The organism is Tenacibaculum soleae, from assembly GCF_001693415.1.
GTDB lineage: Bacteria > Bacteroidota > Bacteroidia > Flavobacteriales > Flavobacteriaceae > Polaribacter > Polaribacter soleae.
Window position 1 is genome coordinate 900,733 of record NZ_MAKX01000001.1, and the last position, 20,541, is coordinate 921,273.

Annotated in this window: 19 protein-coding genes; 9 read left to right on the forward strand and 10 right to left on the reverse strand. The window is 29.7% G+C overall.

What is annotated here, in order from left to right; genetic code table 11:
- The first annotated feature begins 8 nt into the window (after positions 1 to 8).
- Positions 9 to 1,805, forward strand: coding sequence for a translation elongation factor 4 (gene lepA, locus BA195_RS04180; RefSeq protein ID WP_068702748.1), 1,797 nt, complete (start codon positions 9 to 11; stop codon positions 1,803 to 1,805).
- Positions 1,806 to 1,840: 35 nt separating this feature from the next.
- A complete protein-coding gene (locus tag BA195_RS14330; RefSeq protein WP_176714950.1) occupies positions 1,841 to 2,017 on the forward strand; it encodes a hypothetical protein in 177 nt (58 codons plus the stop codon).
- 222 nt (positions 2,018 to 2,239) lie between these two features.
- Here BA195_RS14330 and BA195_RS04185 read toward each other — a convergent pair whose 3' ends face one another.
- The 4 genes from BA195_RS04185 to BA195_RS04200 form a co-directional block, all read right to left on the reverse strand.
- Complete coding sequence (locus tag BA195_RS04185; RefSeq protein WP_084443054.1) at positions 2,240 to 3,004, reverse strand: LytR/AlgR family response regulator transcription factor; 765 nt, start codon at positions 3,002 to 3,004, stop codon at positions 2,240 to 2,242.
- Between the two features lie 4 nt (positions 3,005 to 3,008).
- A complete protein-coding gene (locus BA195_RS04190) occupies positions 3,009 to 4,022 on the reverse strand; it encodes a sensor histidine kinase (protein ID WP_068702750.1) in 1,014 nt (337 codons plus the stop codon).
- Between the two features lie 78 nt (positions 4,023 to 4,100).
- Positions 4,101 to 6,473 (reverse strand): TonB-dependent receptor, encoded by a 2,373-nt coding sequence (locus tag BA195_RS04195; RefSeq protein WP_068702752.1) that lies wholly within the window; start codon positions 6,471 to 6,473, stop codon positions 4,101 to 4,103.
- 188 nt (positions 6,474 to 6,661) lie between these two features.
- On the reverse strand, positions 6,662 to 7,360 hold the full coding sequence (locus tag BA195_RS04200) for a zinc metallopeptidase (RefSeq protein ID WP_068702754.1): 699 nt from the start codon (positions 7,358 to 7,360) through the stop codon (positions 6,662 to 6,664).
- Between the two features lie 96 nt (positions 7,361 to 7,456).
- Here BA195_RS04200 and BA195_RS04205 point away from each other — a divergent pair, with 96 nt between their 5' ends.
- From BA195_RS04205 to BA195_RS04230, 6 genes are all read left to right on the forward strand, one after another.
- Positions 7,457 to 8,488, forward strand: a complete 1,032-nt coding sequence (locus BA195_RS04205) for an asparaginase (RefSeq protein WP_068702755.1) — start codon at positions 7,457 to 7,459, stop codon at positions 8,486 to 8,488.
- A 241-nt stretch (positions 8,489 to 8,729) separates the two neighbouring features.
- Entirely contained in the window at positions 8,730 to 9,443 is a 714-nt protein-coding gene (locus BA195_RS04210) for a MotA/TolQ/ExbB proton channel family protein (protein WP_068702757.1), read from the forward strand.
- An 8-nt stretch (positions 9,444 to 9,451) separates the two neighbouring features.
- Positions 9,452 to 9,889: a hypothetical protein gene (locus tag BA195_RS04215; RefSeq protein WP_068702759.1), complete on the forward strand. Its 438-nt coding sequence runs from the start codon at positions 9,452 to 9,454 to the stop codon at positions 9,887 to 9,889.
- A 6-nt stretch (positions 9,890 to 9,895) separates the two neighbouring features.
- A complete protein-coding gene (locus BA195_RS04220) occupies positions 9,896 to 10,522 on the forward strand; it encodes an ExbD/TolR family protein (RefSeq protein ID WP_068702760.1) in 627 nt (208 codons plus the stop codon).
- A gap of 18 nt (positions 10,523 to 10,540) precedes the next feature.
- Positions 10,541 to 11,011, forward strand: a complete 471-nt coding sequence (locus BA195_RS04225; RefSeq protein WP_068702761.1) for an ExbD/TolR family protein — start codon at positions 10,541 to 10,543, stop codon at positions 11,009 to 11,011.
- Positions 11,012 to 11,099: 88 nt separating this feature from the next.
- Positions 11,100 to 11,762 (forward strand): porin family protein, encoded by a 663-nt coding sequence (locus tag BA195_RS04230; protein ID WP_068702762.1) that lies wholly within the window; start codon positions 11,100 to 11,102, stop codon positions 11,760 to 11,762.
- On the opposite strand, the gene BA195_RS04235 is transcribed toward BA195_RS04230, so the two are convergent.
- The 3 genes from BA195_RS04235 to asnS form a co-directional block, all read right to left on the reverse strand.
- Positions 11,757 to 12,356: a hypothetical protein gene (locus BA195_RS04235; protein ID WP_068702764.1), complete on the reverse strand. Its 600-nt coding sequence runs from the start codon at positions 12,354 to 12,356 to the stop codon at positions 11,757 to 11,759. The two genes, BA195_RS04230 and BA195_RS04235, sit on opposite strands and share 6 nt — an antisense overlap.
- A complete protein-coding gene (rpoN, locus tag BA195_RS04240) occupies positions 12,356 to 13,816 on the reverse strand; it encodes an RNA polymerase factor sigma-54 (RefSeq protein ID WP_068702766.1) in 1,461 nt (486 codons plus the stop codon). Before rpoN ends, BA195_RS04235 begins: the two co-directional genes overlap by 1 nt.
- An 83-nt stretch (positions 13,817 to 13,899) precedes the next feature.
- On the reverse strand, positions 13,900 to 15,333 hold the full coding sequence (asnS, locus tag BA195_RS04245; RefSeq protein ID WP_068702769.1) for an asparagine--tRNA ligase: 1,434 nt from the start codon (positions 15,331 to 15,333) through the stop codon (positions 13,900 to 13,902).
- Positions 15,334 to 15,450: 117 nt separating this feature from the next.
- Here asnS and BA195_RS04250 point away from each other — a divergent pair, with 117 nt between their 5' ends.
- On the forward strand, positions 15,451 to 16,515 hold the full coding sequence (locus BA195_RS04250; RefSeq protein WP_068702770.1) for a hypothetical protein: 1,065 nt from the start codon (positions 15,451 to 15,453) through the stop codon (positions 16,513 to 16,515).
- Positions 16,516 to 16,519: 4 nt separating this feature from the next.
- Here the strand turns inward: BA195_RS04250 and BA195_RS04255 are convergent, their stop codons facing one another.
- The 3 genes from BA195_RS04255 to frr all read right to left on the reverse strand — a co-directional run bounded on the left by BA195_RS04255 (position 16,520) and on the right by frr (position 20,509).
- A complete protein-coding gene (locus tag BA195_RS04255; protein WP_068702771.1) occupies positions 16,520 to 17,257 on the reverse strand; it encodes a LuxR C-terminal-related transcriptional regulator in 738 nt (245 codons plus the stop codon).
- 237 nt (positions 17,258 to 17,494) lie between these two features.
- Positions 17,495 to 19,861 (reverse strand): efflux RND transporter permease subunit, encoded by a 2,367-nt coding sequence (locus tag BA195_RS04260; protein ID WP_068702772.1) that lies wholly within the window; start codon positions 19,859 to 19,861, stop codon positions 17,495 to 17,497.
- Positions 19,862 to 19,954: 93 nt separating this feature from the next.
- Complete coding sequence (frr, locus tag BA195_RS04265) at positions 19,955 to 20,509, reverse strand: ribosome recycling factor (protein ID WP_068702774.1); 555 nt, start codon at positions 20,507 to 20,509, stop codon at positions 19,955 to 19,957.
- Positions 20,510 to 20,541 lie beyond the last annotated feature (32 nt).

Genomic DNA, 20,541 nt, shown 5'->3' on the forward strand with positions numbered 1-20,541 from the left:
CACGAAGCATGAAAAAAATAAGAAACTTTTGCATTATTGCGCATATTGATCACGGTAAAAGCACACTTGCTGATAGATTATTAGACTATACAGGTTCGGTTACCGAGCGTGAAAAACAAAGTCAGCTTTTAGATAATATGGATTTAGAGCGTGAGCGTGGTATTACCATTAAGTCACACGCAATTCAAATGGAATATACGTATGAAGGAGAAGAATATGTACTAAATTTAATTGATACTCCAGGACACGTAGATTTCTCGTATGAAGTTTCTCGTTCAATTGCTGCTTGTGAAGGTGCTTTGTTAATTGTTGATGCAGCACAAAGTATACAGGCACAAACAATTTCTAATTTATATTTAGCGTTAGATAATGATTTAGAAATTATTCCGGTATTAAATAAAGTGGATTTACCAAGTGCAAATCCAGAAGAAGTTACCGATGATATTGTTGATTTATTAGGATGTGACGCCGAAGATGTAATTCACGCAAGTGGAAAAACTGGTTTCGGAGTAGATAATATTTTAGCAGCAATTATAAATAAAGTTCCTGCGCCTCAAGGTAATCCTGATGCGCCGTTAAAAGCCTTAATTTTTGATTCGGTATATAACTCTTACCGTGGAATTGAAACTTATTTTAGAGTAATTGATGGTTCTATCAAAAAGAATCAACGAATTAAATTCATGGCAACAGGTAAAGAGTATGGAGCTGATGAGGTTGGTACTTTAAAGTTAGAACAAGAAGTAAAAAAAGAAGTAAAAACAGGAGATGTAGGGTATTTAATTACAGGTATTAAAGCCGCAAAAGAAGTAAAAGTAGGAGATACAATTACCGATTTTGAAAACCCTACAACCGATACAATTGATGGTTTTGAGGATGTAAAACCAATGGTATTTGCGGGTATTTACCCTGTTGATACAGAAGATTACGAAGAGCTTCGTAACTCAATGGAAAAATTACAATTAAATGATGCTTCTTTAGTGTTTCAACCAGAAAGTTCAGCAGCTTTAGGTTTTGGATTTCGATGTGGGTTTTTAGGAATGTTACACATGGAAATTATTCAAGAACGTTTAGAGCGTGAGTTTAATATGACCGTAATTACTACGGTTCCTAACGTATCATATCATGCTTATACAAAGAAAAATCCAGAGGAAATTGTTTTATTAAACAATCCAACAGATTTACCAGATCCATCAAGGTTAGATCGAGTAGAAGAGCCTTTTATTAAAGCATCTATCATTACAAAGTCAGATTTTGTAGGGCAAGTAATGTCACTTTGTATTGAAAAAAGAGGAGAAATCGTAAATCAAACGTATTTAACAACCGAAAGAGTTGAATTAACATTTGATATGCCGTTGGCAGAAATTGTTTTCGATTTTTATGATCGATTAAAAACAGTATCTAAAGGATACGCGTCATTTGATTATGCTCCCATAGGAATGCGTACCTCAAAATTAGTACGTGTAGATATTTTATTAAATGGGCAACCTGTAGATGCACTTTCGGCATTATTACATGCAGATAACGCCTACACGATAGGTAAAAAAATAGTAGAAAAATTAAAAACGTTAATACCAAGACAACAGTTTGATATTCCTATTCAAGCTGCGATTGGAGCAAAAATTATTGCGCGTGAAACTACCAAAGCATTGCGTAAAGATGTAACAGCAAAATGTTACGGTGGTGATATTTCGCGTAAACGTAAGTTATTAGAAAAGCAGAAAAAAGGTAAAAAGAGAATGCGTCAGGTTGGTAATGTAGAAATTCCGCAAGAAGCATTTATGGCAGTTTTAAAACTAAATGATTAAGTTTTTTTAGGAATTAAAAGCCAAAACGAGAATTAATGAAAAAATCACATTATCAAATTATTGGTATATTTATAATTATCATACTTACTTCTTTTTTAAAGAATACTAATTACCAAGGTTTTTGGTTTTCATTTATTGTAGGGGTCTTATTTATAATTGGTCTTCTGTTTATTTTAGGAACTTTTCCAAGAAAAGAACAAAACGATAACTAATATGTTTGTTCCCCAGTGAAGGCAGTAACCCACGAAGATAAAAATTAAGAGTAGAAAAAAACCTTTTTGAGAAATCAAGAAGGTTTTTTTGTAGCTATTTCCTGCTTTTCATTATATCTTTTTTGAAAAAAACAAAAAAGGATGTCATTTCAATCAGGGCTATACTAGTTTAACAATATATGGCTATTTTAAGAGTAACTAATTGTAAATGTTGGCTTTTGTTTAGTTTTCAAGCCATTTTCTAAAATCAGAAGTAACAGCCGAGCTTGTCATTGATTTTTCCTTTACACCTTTCATGGTAATTAGCAACCGGTTTTTAAAATGACTTTCTATATTATCAATAAAATCGATGCAAATAATTTGACTTCTATTAATTTTAAAAAATTTAGAAGGGTTTAATTGCTGAAAAATGTTTCCTAAAGTTTGAGAAATATTGTGTCGTTTTCCAAAGTTGTCAGTAGCAATGCAAAAATCTCCAGACGCTTCAATCAAACTAATTTCTACAACACTTAATAATTTAATTCCTTTTGTTTTTTTTATAACAAATCGTTTTTTATACGATGTGTTTTCTTCTTTTAATGCTGATTTTAAATTAGATAATGTTTCAGAGTTTAAGTCGTTATAACTACCTTGGTTAAACAAAGATTGGTATTTTTTAATAGCCTTGTTAAAGTCAGATTTTGAATAAGGTTTTAAAATGTAAGCAATTCCGTTTGTATTAAATGCTTTAAATAAATATTCGTTGTGTGCTGAACAAAAAATAATAGGGCAATCAATTGTAACTTCATCAAACAAATCAAAAGAAATTCCGTCTAATAACTGAATGTCAGATAAAATAAAATTATATTTATTTTTAGAAAGAAATTCTTTTCCATCTTTATTAGAGCGTGCTAAATCGTGCGGTATTTCTTTACCAAAAAATTGATTTAAATAATTAACTAACTTTTGGTAAGCTGGTATTTCGTCTTCTAGAATTAAAATTTTCATAAGCTTAATTTTCTTCACTTAAATTAATAGTAGGAATAGATACGCTAAATTCTTTATCGGTATTAATAATAATAACTTCTTTGTCAGAAAGTAGTTTGTAACGAGTTTTTAAGTTGTTTAAACCAGTGTTAAGAGAGTCGCTTTTAGATACATATTTTGATTTTTGATTAACTACCTTTAGCGTGTTCTTTTTAATACAAATATCGGTGTTTATAGCAATGTTGTTTTCTGATTTATTATGTTTTACAACATTCTCTAATAGGGCTTGGATAGCGCCTGTTGGAACAAATTTATCTTTTATTGAAGTTTTTACATTAATAGTAAAGTTGTAGTCATTACCAAAGCGAGTTTTTATTAAAAAAATATAGTTTTCAGCAAACTTTAACTCTTCTGATAACTCCATAACTTCAGCATCTTTTGTTTGAATTAAATAACGATAAATTAATGATAGTCGATTTATATATTCCTTAGCCTTCATTGGATTAAAATCAATTAAAGAGTCTAAAGTGTTTAGATTGTTAAATAAAAAATGAGGGTCTATTTGTGAACGTAATAATTTAAGCTCATTTTCTTTTTGTTGTTTCTCTATTTTTAATAAATCTCTTTGACTTTCATAAAACTTTTTAGTCAGCAATAAACCTAAAGGAAAGCTTATAGCATTTGATGCATAATTAATACTTTTTTTGATGAAGTCCCACCAATTAGGAAACTCCTTCCAAGGATTACTTCCGCTCCAAAATCCTGCAGTGTATTCAAGCCCTCCGCAAATTATTATAGTTAAAAGCCCAAAAAAAGCAAAGTGAAAATATTTTTTATGGTTTACAATATATTTAGGGATTAACCATAGGCTAAATGTTAATACCAAAATAATTGACATTATTATAAAAATTGGAATGTCTATTAAATACTCAATTAAAGCATTATTTCTTTCAGTATAATCATCTATTTCCAATAACATAGAAATACCGTAGTACACAAGTAGTAAAAAATAATCTGATTGGTTAAGTTTGGTATTCATAGTTTTGTTAAGTTATATTTCATTTAAACTAAGTTCAAAGAAAAATATTTTAGAGATTGTTTTTTAGTAAAAACAAAGTTAATTATTATCTTGAATTCTATTTTCTTCCTCATGAGAAGCATTGCGTTTTGATTTTTTCTTTCCAAATTTTGATCCAAAACTATACACTAAGCGTAGTTGGATGTTTTGACGCGAACCATTGCTTTCTACTTTAGCAGATCCATTTCCATAATCAATTTTACCGTTAAATCCTCTGTTTAACATTTTATTAAAACCAAGGTTTACTTTTAGTTTATCGTTCATAAATTTTTTTCCAAAAGAAAAATCTAAACCAGCCAACCAATTTACTTGTATTTGGTCTTCTAATGCACCTGTTCCGTAATTTCCACTCATCTCAAAATTAACATCCCAAGGTAATTTATAGCTTGCTTGCATAAACCAGAATAAATTCCATTTAGATAAAGCTACATTATAAGTTGCTGAGTTGTAACTGTTGTTGTTTACGATAAAACCAGTGTAACCTTCAACTCCTTTTATAAAACTTAATGGAGCGAATAATCTAAAATTCCAGTTAGTGTAATTTTTTACATTAACAGCTTGTTGTCTTATTTGTTTTGTGATGTTATTTTGTTTTATTAAATCAAAAATTACATTATCCGTTTCGCTATAGCCTACCGTAAAAAAAGGTTGTCCGTCGTATGTTAAATTAAATTGATAATTGTTAGTGAAAGCTGGTTTTAAATTAGGATTTCCTTGTTCGGCAGAAAACGGATCTAAATATTCTTCAAATGAATTTAAACTACCATAAGAAGGTCTTCTTATTCTATAACTATAAGATAAACTTGTGCCTAATTTTTCTGTTATTTTTTTTCCAATAGATGCACTTGGAAATAGTTTTTGAATAGGTCTTTTTTTAATTTCAGTTGATGGGATTCCGTTTTTTATAAATTTTGAGGTTCCATTGGTTTTACTATCTTCATAACGTAACCCACCAGAAAAAGACCATTTACCAGAGGTTGCATTGATTTTAGAATATATTGCAAAAATAGTTTCGTCAACTAAAAATTGACTACTACTCTCTTGGTCTAATTCGAATTCGTTTGAGTTGTTTTCAAGAAATGATTGCAAATCATTATTAGTATTTACAATTGCATATTTACCACCGATACTTACTTTTAAATTATCTGAAAAAGTTTTAGTATAGTCTATTTTAGATGTTTTTATAGTATATTTTCCATCTTGCTTATATCTTCTATCTGTAAAAGGAAGTGTGCTCCCTGCAACATCATATAAAGTATTAATGTTGTCATTTTTATAATTTATATAATTAAAATCAAAGATCAGTTTATCGGTATCAGATTTGTACTCGTAATAAGGGTTTATGTTAAAGTCAACACGATGCTTATCATAGCTGTTTTCAGAAAACAAAGTATTTGTTAAATTTGTGTCATAAATTATGGTTTTACTATTTGTAATTCTATCTGATTTTTTGGTATTCAAACGTGCTCCAATACCTATAGAGTTATAATCATTAATATAATAATCTACGTTTCCGTTTATGTTAAAACGATTTGGATTGTATGGTGATTTTGTGGTTTGATCATAAGTTTGATTATCAACGGTTCTAACTAAAAATAAGTCATCTCTCCAAGTTGGTTTAGAGTGTCCTAAACTAGTTTGCCAATTTAGTTTGTTCCTGTAGCTAGCTATGGCAACTTTGGTTCCGTATTCAAAGCCTTCATCTTCACCAATCCAACCAGTAACGCTTCCGTGAGTACCTAAACGTACATTTTTCTTCAAAATAATATTAATAATTGCTCCAGATCCAGTGGCGTCATATTCAGCACCGGGTTGTTCTATAACTTCAATTTTAGCAATATTATCTGCAGGGAAATCTCTTAAAAGTGTTTCTACATCCATATATTCAGTAGTTTTGCCATTAATTAGAATCCTGACACCTCTTTTTCCGGCAATTGAAATTCCGTTATTTGTAACTAATACACCAGGAACTTTTCGCATTACGTCTTGTAGGTTAGAATTTAACATTTCAGATTTTTCTAAATCAACAACCAACTTTTCGGCAGTTTGTTTAATAACAGGTCTTTTAGAGTTTATAACAACCTCATTTAGGGTTAAATTATCTTCATTTAAAGTAAAGTTTAAAGTTTTATTTGTTGATAATTTAAATTCTTTACTTTTTGTTGTTTTGAAGCCTAATGTAGATACAGTGATTTTATAGTTACCATGAGCGATATTTTTTAACGAATAACTTCCGTCGTCGTTAGAAATTGTTCCTTTAGGATTTGCTTCGTCTCCAGTTTTATAAAGTATGATATTTGTATAGGGCAAAGCTTTTTTGTTAGAATCAGTAATTTTTCCTGAAATATTGTATTGAGAAAATACAGAGGTAACTGTAAAAAATAGTAGTAAAGTAGTGATTGTAAATTTCATGTTTTTTTAGTTTAATACCTCAAAAGTGCGTTGTTAATCTAATTTTTGAAATTAAAATCTGATGAATTGGGCTAATTTTCCGATGAACAGCTATTGCTTAGCTATCAAAAAAATGTAGTTATTAGAATAAAAAAAACTCTTAAATTTTATTAAGAGTTTTTGTAGGTGTTATATAATGAGAAAAGTGATTAATCTCTATTTCCTAAAATTTGTAATCCCCAATATAAAAGCATTGCTAAAGAACCTAAAGCAGCAACTAAATAAGTTCTAGCAGCCCATTTTAAAGCATCTTTAGATCCTGCTAATTCTTCACGGGTAACAATCTGTTTGTTTTCTAACCAAGCTAAAGCTCTATTACTTGCATCATACTCAACAGGTAAAGTAATAAAGCTAAATAAGGTACCTATAGCCATAAAAGCTAATCCTGCAATGGCAATATAAAAACCAATTCCTGTATTTCCAGAAGCAGCACCAAAAGCAATACCTCCAATTACCATCCATTGCGAAAAACGTGAAGAAATATTTACCATAGGCACTAACTTAGATCGCATTTGTAAATATTGATATGCTCTTGCATGTTGTACAGCATGTCCAACTTCATGGGCAGCAACAGCAGCAGAGGCAGCATTTCGCTGATTGTAAACAGCTTCACTCAAATTTACCGTTTTATTTTGTGGGTTATAATGATCTGTCAATCTACCAGGGGTCGAAATAACTTGTACGTCATTAATACCGTGGTCGCTTAGCATTTTTTGAGCAATCTCAGCACCACTCATGCCGTTTCTTAAATGAACTTTTGAATATTTATCAAATTTTCTTTTTAGTGTGTTACTTACTAACCAGCTAAATAAAGAGATAATACCAATTAAAATATAAAATCCTATCATAATTTATTTCGTTTTAAAAATTTGTGTCATTTTTGTTGGATAAATTTACAACATAAATTATTCCATAATTAAATTACTTATAACAAAAGTGTCATAATGTCAAATAAACCTAAAATTTTAATAGTTTATACAGGAGGAACCATTGGTATGGTGAAAGATTATAATACAGGAGCTTTAAAAGCTTTTGATTTTAGTCAGATATCAAGTAAAATTCCTGAATTACAACATTTAAATTGTGAAATCACAACCATTTCATTTAGTAATCCGATAGATTCTTCAAATATGAATGTGGATTATTATATTGAAATAGCTCAAATTATTTCTGATAATTACAATAATTATGATGGTTTTGTTGTTTTGACAGGGTCTGATACGATGTCGTACACATCATCAGCAATAAGTTTTATGTTTGAAAACTTACAAAAACCTGTGATTTTTACAGGATCTCAATTGCCAATAGGTGATTTACGTACTGATGCCAAAGAAAATTTAATAACATCAATAGAAGTTGCATCAACATATGAAAACGGAAAACCTGTAATACAAGAAGTTGGGTTGTATTTTGAGTACAAATTATACAGAGCTAATAGAACAACAAAAATAAATGCAGAGCAGTTTGAAGCTTTTGCTTCGATGAATTACCCTGCTTTAGCAGAAAGCGGTGTACATTTAAATTTTAATCTGTCAATGTTATTAAAATCAGACAAACAGGAAGAAAAACTTGTTTTTAGGAAAAAACTGGACAATAATGTTGCAATTTTAAAGTTGTTTCCAGGAATAACAGCATCTGTTGTAAAAAGTTTTATGAACATACCAAACCTAAAAGGAGTAGTTTTAGAGACGTATGGCTCTGGAAATGCCCCAACTGAAAAATGGTTTTTAGATTTGTTAGAAAAGGCGGTAGCTAAAGGGATTTATATAGTTAATGTAACGCAATGTAAAGGTGGGAGTGTTATTTTAGGTCATTATGAAACAAGTTCAGATTTAAAACGGATAGGAATTGTAGACGGAAAAGATATTACAACCGAAAGCGCCATTGCAAAAATGATGTATTTGTTAGGAGAAAAGTTGTCAAAAGAACAATTTAAGTACTATTTTGAAACTTCATTAAGGGGAGAAATCAGTTAGAACGTGTTTTTTCTATTTATTTTTATCACTGTAACTGCTTGAATTAGTAAGAGAAAGAAGAAAAAAAGAACAAATAACATAGTTTTTTTTAATGTACCAAGATTTTTTTGTTACTTGCCACTTTCAAAATTAAAAGTTTAATAAGTACAAGCAAAGAATTACTTTTTAATAAAAAAAACAGTTTTTCTTAACAAAATTTGTATTTTTAACCCGTTAACTATTTAAAATTAATTATAACAAAATGAAGAAAGTAGTAAATTTCCTAACTGTTGCAGGATTTATGTTTTTAGGGGCTATTCAGTCAACTTATGCTCAAGAAGCTGAAAAAACTTTTCACCAAGAGTTAAAACAACGTTTTATTGAAGGAGATCCTAAATTTATGGGGATTGTATTGGTAGCTTTAATTTTAGGTTTAGCAATTGCAATTGAAAGAATCATTTATTTAAACATGGCAACAACAAATACTAAAAAATTAGTAGCAAGTGTTGATGATGCTTTAAGTTCAGGTGGTGTTGAGGCTGCTAAAGAAGTTTGTAGAAATACAAAAGGGCCTGTTGCTTCTATCTTTTACCAAGGTTTAGAAAGAGCAGATGAAGGTTTAGAAGCTGCTGAAAAAGCCGTAGTAGGTTATGGTGGTGTACAAATGGGATTATTAGAGAAAAATGTTTCTTGGTTGTCTTTATTTATTGCTTTAGCACCAATGTTAGGGTTCATGGGAACCGTAATTGGTATGATTGAAGCTTTTGATAAAATTGCAGTAGCAAATGATATTTCACCAGCAGTAGTAGCAGGAGGTATTAAAATAGCACTTTTAACAACTGTATTTGGTCTTGTTGTAGCAATTATTTTACAAATTTTTTATAATTACATCGTTTCTAAAATCGATAGTATTGTAAATAATATGGAAGATGCTTCAATCTCTTTAATCGACTTATTAGCTAAGTATAAAAAATAATAAATCATATGAATAATAAAATATTAACATTACTTACAGCTGCAATATCACTTATTGGTGCAGCATTGTTTGTAAACGTTGTAAGAATAGATAAGGAAAACGTAGAGGCGGTTTCTGATGCTGTTTCTCCATTAGTTACTTATTCATATTATTTATTAATAGGAATAGTAATTGTTGCAGTGGTAATTTCATTACTAAGTATGTTTAAAAACCCAGCTGCCTTAAAAAAGACAGTATTAGGTGTTGCTGCTTTAGGTGTTATCTTTGCTGTATGCTATATGTTGTCTTCTAACGGAAATGTAATTGGAGCAGACGGTGCAGAATTAGTAGGAGAAGGAAGTATTTCTAAATGGGTAGGAACAGGGATTAGCTTTAGCATGACTTTAGGTGCTGTTGCAAGCGTGTTTTTTGTAGTAGATTTATTAAAAGGAATAGTTAAATCGTAAGTTATTATGGCAAGAAGAGAAAACCCAGAAATTAATGCAGGTTCGATGGCAGATATTGCATTCTTGCTACTTATCTTTTTCCTTGTAACAACAACAATGGATGTTGATTCAGGTATTCCTAAAAAGTTAGCTGAAAAAACAGATGTTGAACCACCAATAGTAAAAGAGAAAAATATTTTTCAAGTTAGTATTAACCGTAATAATGAATTATTCGTAGAGGATGAAATTATGGAGTTAAAAGACTTAAAAGATGCTGCTATAAAATTTATAGATAACGGTGGTGGTGTTGGTAACCCAATGCCAGGAAAAGATGCAGGAGCGTCTTGTAATTATTGTAAAGGAGCAAAAGATCCAGAATCATCAGACCACCCAAACAAAGCTATTATATCTGTTGAAAGTGATAGAGGTACTGAATTTGGAACCTATGTTTCTGTTCAAAATGAGTTATTAAAAGCTTATGCCGAATTACGTAATAACCTTTGCCAAGAGAAATATGGTATGAGTTTTACTGAATTAGACAAAGCTTTTAAGGCAAGTGCAAGAAAAGATGATGCACTTAGAAGAAAAGTTGAAGATATTAAATCGAGTTATCCTCAAATTATATCAGACAGCGAGCAAACTAATGTTCAATAGTATTAAAACAATTTAAGTATGTCTAAATTTAAAAAGAAGAAAAAAGAGATGCCTGCAGTGAATACTTCTTCACTTCCTGATATTGTTTTTATGTTATTATTCTTTTTCATGGTAACTACGGTAATGAGAGAAAACGATTTGTCTATCGAAGCTCCTCGTCTGCCAAGTGCAAGTGAAGTTAAGAAACTTGAACGTAAAAGTTTAGTTAGTACTATTTATGTAGGAAAAGCCAAAGACGCTAAATATGGTACAGGCTATAATAGAATTCAATTAAATGATAAGATTGCAACGCCTGATGACGTACCTTCTTTCATTTTTTTAGAAAGAGGGAATGTATCTGAAGCTGAAGTTCCATTTATGACAACTTCTATAAAAGCAGATAAAGAGTCAAGTGTTGGTACATTAGCTGATATTCGTGAGAAATTAAGAGATGTTAATGCTCTTAAATTGAGCTTATCTACTCATAAAGCAAGTGATATTACAAAATAATTACTTACTATATTCACATAAAAGAGCAATCACACGATTGCTCTTTTTTTATATCTAAAATTAGTTAGATTTATATATTATTTTAATTATGAAAAAAACGATAATTTTATTTTTCATCTCAGCTATAGTTTATGGACAAAAAGATTCTTTACAAATAGGTGATCGTTATTGGGATGATCAATTATATATAAATATATCGTATAATACTTTAAATAACCAGCCTGTAAGGGTAAGTAAAAGTGGTTTTTCTTTTGGTATCTCTGGTGGGTATATAAAAGATATTCCTTTTGTTAAAAGTGGTAAATTAGGACTAGGTATTGGTTTAGGTTATGGCTTTGATTCTTTTAATCATAATTTAAAGATTGTTAAAGGAAGCCCGAATAGTTTTCAGATAGACAATAATATCACTCAAAATAAATTTAAAGTACATAATATTGAAATGCCTATTCAATTTCGTTGGAGATCATCAACAGCAAATACTTATTCTTTTTGGCGATTTTATACTGGTGTTAAGTTAAGTTATAATATAAGTAATCACTTTACATATAGTGATTCAGGTACAAGTATTAGTATTTCTAATTTAGATGAGTATCGTAAGTTTCAAACAGGATTTATTGTTTCAGCTGGTTATGGAACCTTTAATTTTCATATATATTATGGCTTGAACCCTATTTTTAAGAGAGCAACACTTAATGATAATACAGTTGATACTAATATTATTCGATTTGGTCTGAGTTTTTATTTATTATAAGATGTAAAAAGTAAAAAAAGGAGCGACTAGGCCAATAAAAAAACCAAGATATACTTCCGTGCTAGTATGAGCTTTTAAATGTAATCTTGAGCTTGCTAGTAGACCAGATAATAATAAGAAAATTATTGTTATTGGAGTAATAGCTAAGCTGTGTAGTTGTTGAAACAATAAAAAATAACCTAGAGCAGCCCCAATAGATAGTAAATGTAAGCTTGTTTTAATTTTAAATACAAATAATATATAAATTAAACCAAGACCTAATACAACTCCAAAAAAGAGATAGCTAAGATCTTTAATAATCGTAGTTTCGTAAAAAAACTTTCCGAGCATAAAAAATAGCGCCATCATAAAAAATATAGGAATCTTACGTTCGCTAATTCTCTTTACTTGATATGAGCTTATGTAACCAATAGATTTTAATAAAATTAATAAAAGTAACGGGATAATATAAGTGCTAATAAATACAACGCTCAAAATTGTATATTGTTGGTGTCGACTTAAATTAACTGGCGTTAAAATAAAGTATAGTAATATACCAATTGTTGGTATTACAATTGGGTGTAAAGCGGTTGATATGAATTTATGCCAGCGCATTATATTTCTTTTCGTAAACGTGCCACTGAAATATCTAACTGTTCACGATATTTTGCAACGGTTCTTCTGGCAATAGGATAGCCTTTTTCTTTTAGTATTTTAGATAATTTTTCATCAGTCAAAGGCTTCCTTTTATCTTCTTCTTGAATTACGGTTTCAAGAATTTTTTTAATTTCACGAGTAGAAACATCTTCTCCTTGATCATTTTTCATTGATTCAGAGAAAAAGACTTTTATTAATTTTGTTCCGTAAGGCGTAGCTACATATTTACTGTTGGCAACCCTAGATACCGTAGAAACATCCATCTGAATTTCGTCAGCAATATCTTTTAAAATCATTGGTTTTAACTTACGTTCATCACCAGTTAAAAAATAAGCTTCTTGACGATGCATAATTGCGTTCATCGTAACCAATAATGTTTGTTGACGCTGTTTTATAGCATCTATAAACCATTTTGCTGCATCTAATTTTTGTTTGATGAACATTACTGCGTCTTTTTGACTCTTACTCTTATTTTTAGCGTCACTATATCCTTTTAACATGTTGTTATATTCTCTTGATACATGTAATTCAGGAGCATTTCTAGAGTTTAAGGTAAGTTCTAAAACACCATCAATAATTTGAATTGAAAAATCAGGAACAATTTGCTCAGCTATTTTATTATTACCTGCATAAGAGCTTCCTGGTTTGGGGTTTAACCTACCGATTTCTGTAATAGTTTCTTTTAAAAGTTCTTCATTAATATTAAACTTTTCAAGAAGTTTTTTGTAGTGTTTTTTTACGAAATGATCAAAAGCATTTTCTAAAATATCTATAGCTAAAACTCTTGTTTCTTTTTCAGGTTTGGATTTTAACTGAATAATTAGGCATTCCTTTAAATTACGAGCGCCAACTCCTATAGGGTCTAGTTTTTGAACAACATTAAGCAAAACATTTTCTACCTTTTCTTCGGTTGTAAATACGTTTTGAGTAAATGCTAAATCATCTACAAGATCAATAACTTCTCTACGAATATACCCGCTATCATCAATACTACCAACTAAAAACTCAGCAATTGCTCGCTCTTCTTCATCAATACGAAAGGTATTTAATTGATTTTTTAAGGATTGATGAAAAGTAGTACCCGCTGCATACGGAACTTGTTTTTCTTCATCATCAGCTGAGTAATTATTTGCTTGTGTTTTATAACTAGGATATTCGTCGTCACTTAAATACTCATCAATATTAATATCCTCAGTGTCTATTTTCTCATTTCCTTCATCATAATCGTCAGCATTGGTTAAGGTATCTTCAAAGTTTTCAGGTTCTTCTTTGCCTGTGTCTAGCGCAGGATTTTCTTCAATTTCTTGTTTTAAGCGTTCTTCAAAAGCTTGTGTTGGTAGTTGAATTAACTTCATCAGCTGAATTTGCTGTGGAGATAATTTTTGAAGTAATTTATAATGTAAACCTTGTTTTAGCATACTTACAAATATATGAAATAGGTTAAAAAGAAATCGCCATTCTGTGAGGAATGACGATTGTAGTATATAATTTTATGATTTTTTTAAAACTCTGCGTTTTGAGGTGTTCTTGGAAACGGAATTACATCACGTATATTTCCCATTCCTGTCGTAAATAAAACCAAACGTTCAAAACCTAAACCGAAACCAGAATGCACTGCTGTACCAAATTTACGGGTATCTAAATACCACCATAATTCTTCTTCTTCAATATTAAGTTCGGCCATTTTAGTTTTTAAAACATCTAAACGTTCTTCTCTTTGGCTTCCTCCAACCATTTCACCGATTCCTGGAAATAAAACATCCATTGCGCGTACTGTTTTACCATCGTCGTTTAAACGCATGTAAAATGCCTTGATAGTTGCTGGGTAATCGAATAAAATAACAGGACATTTAAAGTGCTTTTCTACTAAATAACGTTCATGTTCAGATTGTAAATCTACTCCCCATTCGTTTACTGGAAATTGGAATTTTTTCTTTTTGTTAGGTTTTGAATTACGTAAAATATCAATGGCCTCGGTATATGAAACACGTTTAAAATTATTGTTTACTACAAAGTTTAATTTTTCTAGTAAACTCATGTCACTACGCTGCGCTTGTGGTTTTGATTTTTCTTCTTGTGTTAAACGATTGTCTAAAAATGCTAAATCGTCTTTACAGTTTTCTAAAACATAACCTAAAACAGACTTGATAAAATCTTCGGATAAATCCATATTTGCATCTAAATCATTAAATGCAACCTCAGGTTCAATCATCCAAAATTCAGCTAAATGACGTGTTGTGTTTGAGTTTTCGGCTCTAAAAGTAGGGCCAAAAGTATATACTTTACCAAGTGCCATTGCATAAGTTTCGGCTTCTAATTGACCAGAAACAGTTAAGTTAGTCTCTTTACCAAAAAAATCTTGGGTATAATCTATATTACCTTCTTCGTTTACTGGTGCTTTGTTTGCATCAAAATTAGTTACATGAAACATTTCTCCAGCTCCTTCAGCATCAGAACCTGTAATGATAGGTGTGTTAACGTAGTTAAATCCGTTTTCTTGAAAGTATTTATGTACTGCAAAAGATAAAGCAGAACGTACTCTCATTACCGCACTAAAAGTATTGGTTCTAATACGTAAATGTGCATTTTCTCTTAAAAATTCTAAACTGTGTTTTTTAGGCTGAATAGGGTATTCATCTGGATTAGAATCTCCTAATATTTCTAATTTTGTAACTTTAATCTCTACAGTTTGTCCTTTACCTTCACTTTCAATTAAAGTACCGGTAATGCTTACAGCAGCACTTGTAGTTATTCTTTTTAAAAGTTCTTCATTGGTGTTTTCAAAATCTACAACACATTGAATATTATTAATGGTTGAACCGTCATTTAAGGCAATAAAACGATTGCTTCTAAAAGTTCTAACCCATCCTTTAACATGTACTTCTTGTAAAAATTTATTAGAATGTAATAATTCTTTAACGCTACTTCTTTTCATCTTTTAAAAATTGAGAAGCAAAGATACTTTTTTGAACTAAAACAATCAATGTAGATTATAATTGATTTTTAATAAGTTTTTTTTAAAAGTGATGTATTTTTACAGTTATACTTTATAATGATGCGTAAAATTAATAAGAAAACTATTTTTAATCAGTTTAAAAAAGATTTAATAGGGAAAGATTCTCATAGAGGAGTTACCTTAACTTATTCGTGGTTAGCAAATCAATTTGGGCATATTGCACTGGGTTTTGTTCCTTCTTTTATTTTACATGATAATATTAATCATATAAAAACTTATCAAAATCCTGTTGTTGCTAGTGCAATAGTAACTTTTTTTTGGTTTTTATTTGAGTTGTATAATTTTTTAGGGCCATTATTAACTAAAAAAAAATCATTAAATAATCATTTTTTTATTCCAAATAACAAGAGGTATGTTTTTAATCCGAAATGGTTAAATATAGCTTATGATACAATTACCGATGTTGCTTTTTTTAGTTTTGGAGCCTTTTTGTACAGTTTTTACATAAATGGATTACAAGATAAAATTACAATAGTTGCAATAATTTTGCTTTTTTTATACTTGTTAAGAGCTTCTAGTTATTGGTATTTAACTAAAATGTATCAACATTATGCAAATTATCCATTTCAATTTCGATTGAGTCAATGGAATTTTACTATAAATGATGAAGGAAAAAAAGAGGTTTTTAATTTTATAGAAGCTAATGATTCAGGAAATCATTTGTTAATTTTTGGTTCACAGTTTTGTGGAAAAACAAGTTTAGGGGTTGGTGTTTTAAATGAATTATCGATTAAACATAAAATATGTTTGTATACCAGTGCAATGAAATTATTTAGCCTTTTTTTTATTGAAGAAAACACAAAATTAGATATCCATAGAATATGGTCGTGGAAAGAAAGTAATTATCTTGTCATAGATGATGTAAACCCAGGTAAACCTATTGATGAAGAGTTGGTAAATCCTAAAAAAATATTGCAGTTTTTAGATCCTACAGCATCTGGTAAAATGAATGAGGAGTACTGTAAAATAATAGCAAATAAAAATGTTATTTGGATTTTAGGTAATGACTATAACTTGAATCAAGACGATGAATGGACACAAATGTTAGTTAAAATAGGGGTTGATGCTCTTAAGATTAAAAAAATAAATTTAGTTCATTAAATTATTATAAAATATGATTTGTGTATGCAAAACTTATTAAATGGGGTAAACTTTTTACTTTAAATCGTTTGTATAAAGGAATAATTCGTTTTTCAATTGCAGATTGACTTACGTTTAATTTATAAGCAATTTCCTTAAAAGCCAATCCTTCAGCAGCTAAACTAAGAGCCTCTTTTTCTTTTCTTGAAATAGCAAAATGATTAAATAATTCTTTATTTAATGTTTCTTCAAAATCAGAAGTGTCGGGGCCATAAGCGGCATATTGCATAACATTACTATGTTTGAGCGATTTTATAACTTGAGAAACTCCGATAATTTCTTCAACGTTACCATTTGCCGATTTAAAAACACCAACTCTTGAAAATAAAGGAATAATTTCTCCATTCTGATTTATTTTTTCAAGTTCAAGTGTAAAGCTATATTTTTCTAATTCTTCGTTTTTTGTTTTCAAAAATTGAAGTGCCTTGTCGTTAAGTTCATTAGAAAATTGAAAGTGTCTTGGTGAAGTACAACTTACTATTTTAAGCATAGTTATTTCTTCATCTTTATACCCTAACAGTTCCTCCCATCCATGCGCATATAACATTTTGTTTTCTTTAAAAGAATAAATATATAATGCTTCACCAACAAATTTAGGAATAGTTGCTTTATAAAAATTATAAGTTTCAGTGGTTATATCTAATGGAATATCAGAAACTCTTTCCTTGGTGTATTTTCCAATATTATTTTGTGTTGTACTCATAAAATTACATAAACTGCGTAAAAACACAGTTGTCTAAATATTAAATTGAATGTACATTTGTAGTGTACTTTAAGGGATTAAAAAGTAAAAATATGCAACAATAGTAGGTATATTTTTAGAAAATAAAAAATTAGTTATGAAAAACTATATTAAAGTATATGAAAAAGAATGTAAAAAGGGTTAGCAACTGCTAACCCTTTTTTGTATTTTATCAATTAAAGAATATTTTTATAAGCTTTAATATTCTTCTTCTTTTGGGGGTAGTATTTTAAAATTTGTTTCTTTTAATACTTTTTTATTTGCTATTTTCTTTTCAAAAGATAGTAAAAGCGATGGTAATAATAATAGATTAGATACCATTGCTAATAACAAGGTTACAGATACTAAGCCTCCTAAAGCAATTGTACCTCCAAAGCTAGAAAGAGTAAATACTAAAAAGCCAAAAAATAATACAATTGAAGTATAAAACATGCTTACACCAGTTTCTTGAAGAGCTGAATAAACAGCTGGTTTAACTTTCCAATTATTGGCAAGTAATTCTTGTCTGTATTTTGCTAAAAAATGTATAGTATCATCAACAGAAATACCAAAAGCAATACTAAATACTAAAATGGTAGATGGTTTTATTGGAATACTGAAAAAGCCCATTAACCCGGCTGTTATCAATAAAGGAAGCATATTAGGTATTAATGATATAAAAATCATTTTGTAAGAACGGAACATCCATGCCATAAAAATTGAAATTAATAATATAGCAAGTGATAATGAAATAACTAAATTTTTAATAAGATAATTGGTTCCTTTTAAAAAGACTAAAGCTTTCCCTGTCATGGAAACCTTAAATTTTTCTTCAGGAAATTGTTTTTTAATAACTGCATTTAACCGATCCTGAATAATATCCATTTTATCTGTACCCACATCTTTCATAAAAGTGGTAATACGTGCATAACGGCCCGTGTTGTCAACAAAGTTTTTTAACATACCAGAGTTACTGTCCGAGTTTTTAGTGTATGCAAAAATGTGTGCTTTTTCTTGACTTGTAGGTAATTGGTAATATTTAGGGTTGCCTTTGTAATAAGCCTGTTTAGAATATTTAACTAAGTTTGTAATAGAAATAGGCTTTGATAATTCAGGAAAAGTTTCAATTGTTTCATTAAGTTTTTCCATCTTTTTTAAAGTAGAAAGTTTCATAACACCTTTCTCTTTTTTGGTGTCAATCAATATTTCTAGAGGCATTATTCCACCAAATTCAGTTTCAAAAAACTTAATATCTTTATAAAACTGCATTCCCTTAGGCATATCTTCTATTAAGCTACCAGATACTCGAATTTGAAAAAGACCAATCATACTTAATATAATTACAACTACGGTAGTAATATAAACTGAAATTCGTTGGTTTTTTACCATGCGCTCCATCCATGAAACTACATTTCCCATCCACTTTTTTTCTAAGTGATTTAGATGCTTTTTTTCAGGTAATGGCATGAAACTATAAATAATCGGAATTATTAATAAGGCTAAAATAAATATGCTTACAATGTTTACGGATGCTAAAACACCAAACTCTCTAAGTAATTGACTTTTAACAAAAACAAAGGTTGCAAAACCAGATGCAGTGGTAATATTTGTCATCAAAGTGGCGTTACCAATTTTTGAAATTACACGTTGTAAAGATTTTGCTTGATTACCATGTTTTTTTATCTCTTGTTGATATTTATTAATTAAAAACACGGCATTAGGTACTCCAATAACGATAATTAAAGGCGGAATTAAAGCAGATAAAACAGTAATTTCATATCTAAATAGACCAATAAAACCAAAAGCCCAAATAACTCCAATACCAACAACTAATAATGTAATAAAGGTTGCTCGGAATGAACGGAAAAAGAAAAAGAAGATAATGGCAGTAATTCCTAAGGCACCAAATACGAAAAGACTCATTTCATCAATAATGTTTTGAGAATTTATAGTTCGTATATAAGGCATTCCAGAAATGCGAACATCAATTTGATATTCTTTTTCAAACTCTTCTACATTAGGAAGTAGCACATCTGCAACAAAATCTCTTCGTTCAGGGGTGTTTACAATATCTTTATCTATATATATTGCTGTTTGTATGGTTCCTTCTCCATTATAAAGCAAATTGTCGTAAAAAGGTAATTTTTCAAATAATTGTTTTTTGATTTTTGTTACTTCTTCATTTGTAACAGGTGCTTTATTAAATAAAGGTTCAAGCACAAATTTACGTTCCTTTCTATCAGCTTTTAATTGTTTAACATCTGCAATTGATAAGGTGAAATCTACTTGTTTTACACTATCAATTTTTTTTACAAGTTTGTTCCAAGCATTAAATTTTGATGGAGTGAAAATTGTTGAGTCTTTAACTCCTAGAATTACTAGATTGCCTTCTTCTCCAAAAATTTCTAAAAACTTATCATATTGTATGTTAGCTTCATGGTCTTTGGGCAGTAAATTGGCTTCAGTATATGAAAAACGCATATACTTCATTTGAGTAACTAAAAGTCCTGTAATAACAGCTATAGCTATTAAAACTAAATATCTATTTCTTAATATAAATCCTGCGATTTTAGTCCAAAAAGTCATTCAAATATTTTTTGTAAAGTTATGGTAAATGAAACAATTAAACGAAAAAAAAGAGTGTCGTAAAACACTCTTTTTTATGTTTTTGAAATATACTTAAACAGTCATTATTTCTTTTTCTTTTACAGAAAGTTTTTCGTCAATGTTTTTAATAAATGTATCAGTTAATTTTTGAACATCAGCTTCAGCATTTTTTTTCAAATCATCAGAAAGATCTGTTTTTTTTATTTCGTTATTAGCATCTTTACGAGCGTTACGAATACCTACTTTAGCATGTTCAGCTTCACCTTTTGCTTGTTTTGCTAATTCTTTACGACGCTCTTCAGTTAAAGCAGGTACATTAATAATAATATTATCACCATTATTCATTGGGTTAAAGCCTAAATTAGCAAGCATAATAGCTTTTTCAATTTCTTGCAACATGTTTTTTTCCCATGGCTGAACTGTTATTGTTCGAGCATCAGCAGTACTTACGTTAGCAACCTGACCTAATGGAGTTGCAGCTCCATAATAATCTACTTGTACATTCGCTAACATTGCTGGTGATGCCTTACCAGCTCTAATTGCACGTAATTCTTTTATTAAATGCTCTATTGCGTTATTCATTGCCTCTTTGGCCGAATCTAAAATAAAATCAATTTCTTCGTTCATTTTGTTCGTATTTATTACTTCTAATAATGGTA

What these genes read in the sequence shown, in the direction of transcription:
- BA195_RS04190 (WP_068702750.1), bottom strand. Translation starts at nt 4,022, where the DNA reads ATGAATACCAAACTTAACCAATCAGATTATTTTTTACTACTTGTGTAC.
- BA195_RS04220 (WP_068702760.1), top strand. Translation starts at nt 9,896, where the DNA reads ATGGCAAGAAGAGAAAACCCAGAAATTAATGCAGGTTCGATGGCAGAT.
- rpoN (WP_068702766.1), bottom strand. Translation starts at nt 13,816, where the DNA reads ATGCTAAAACAAGGTTTACATTATAAATTACTTCAAAAATTATCTCCA.
- BA195_RS04250 (WP_068702770.1), top strand. Translation starts at nt 15,451, where the DNA reads ATGATGCGTAAAATTAATAAGAAAACTATTTTTAATCAGTTTAAAAAA.
- frr (WP_068702774.1), bottom strand. Translation starts at nt 20,509, where the DNA reads ATGAACGAAGAAATTGATTTTATTTTAGATTCGGCCAAAGAGGCAATG.
- BA195_RS04225 (WP_068702761.1), top strand. Translation starts at nt 10,541, where the DNA reads ATGTCTAAATTTAAAAAGAAGAAAAAAGAGATGCCTGCAGTGAATACT.
- BA195_RS04230 (WP_068702762.1), top strand. Translation starts at nt 11,100, where the DNA reads ATGAAAAAAACGATAATTTTATTTTTCATCTCAGCTATAGTTTATGGA.
- BA195_RS04260 (WP_068702772.1), bottom strand. Translation starts at nt 19,861, where the DNA reads ATGACTTTTTGGACTAAAATCGCAGGATTTATATTAAGAAATAGATAT.
- BA195_RS04185 (WP_084443054.1), bottom strand. Translation starts at nt 3,004, where the DNA reads ATGAAAATTTTAATTCTAGAAGACGAAATACCAGCTTACCAAAAGTTA.
- BA195_RS04195 (WP_068702752.1), bottom strand. Translation starts at nt 6,473, where the DNA reads ATGAAATTTACAATCACTACTTTACTACTATTTTTTACAGTTACCTCT.
- BA195_RS14330 (WP_176714950.1), top strand. Translation starts at nt 1,841, where the DNA reads ATGAAAAAATCACATTATCAAATTATTGGTATATTTATAATTATCATA.
- asnS (WP_068702769.1), bottom strand. Translation starts at nt 15,333, where the DNA reads ATGAAAAGAAGTAGCGTTAAAGAATTATTACATTCTAATAAATTTTTA.
- BA195_RS04255 (WP_068702771.1), bottom strand. Translation starts at nt 17,257, where the DNA reads ATGAGTACAACACAAAATAATATTGGAAAATACACCAAGGAAAGAGTT.
- BA195_RS04210 (WP_068702757.1), top strand. Translation starts at nt 8,730, where the DNA reads ATGAAGAAAGTAGTAAATTTCCTAACTGTTGCAGGATTTATGTTTTTA.
- BA195_RS04200 (WP_068702754.1), bottom strand. Translation starts at nt 7,360, where the DNA reads ATGATAGGATTTTATATTTTAATTGGTATTATCTCTTTATTTAGCTGG.
- BA195_RS04235 (WP_068702764.1), bottom strand. Translation starts at nt 12,356, where the DNA reads ATGCGCTGGCATAAATTCATATCAACCGCTTTACACCCAATTGTAATA.
- lepA (WP_068702748.1), top strand. Translation starts at nt 9, where the DNA reads ATGAAAAAAATAAGAAACTTTTGCATTATTGCGCATATTGATCACGGT.
- BA195_RS04215 (WP_068702759.1), top strand. Translation starts at nt 9,452, where the DNA reads ATGAATAATAAAATATTAACATTACTTACAGCTGCAATATCACTTATT.
- BA195_RS04205 (WP_068702755.1), top strand. Translation starts at nt 7,457, where the DNA reads ATGTCAAATAAACCTAAAATTTTAATAGTTTATACAGGAGGAACCATT.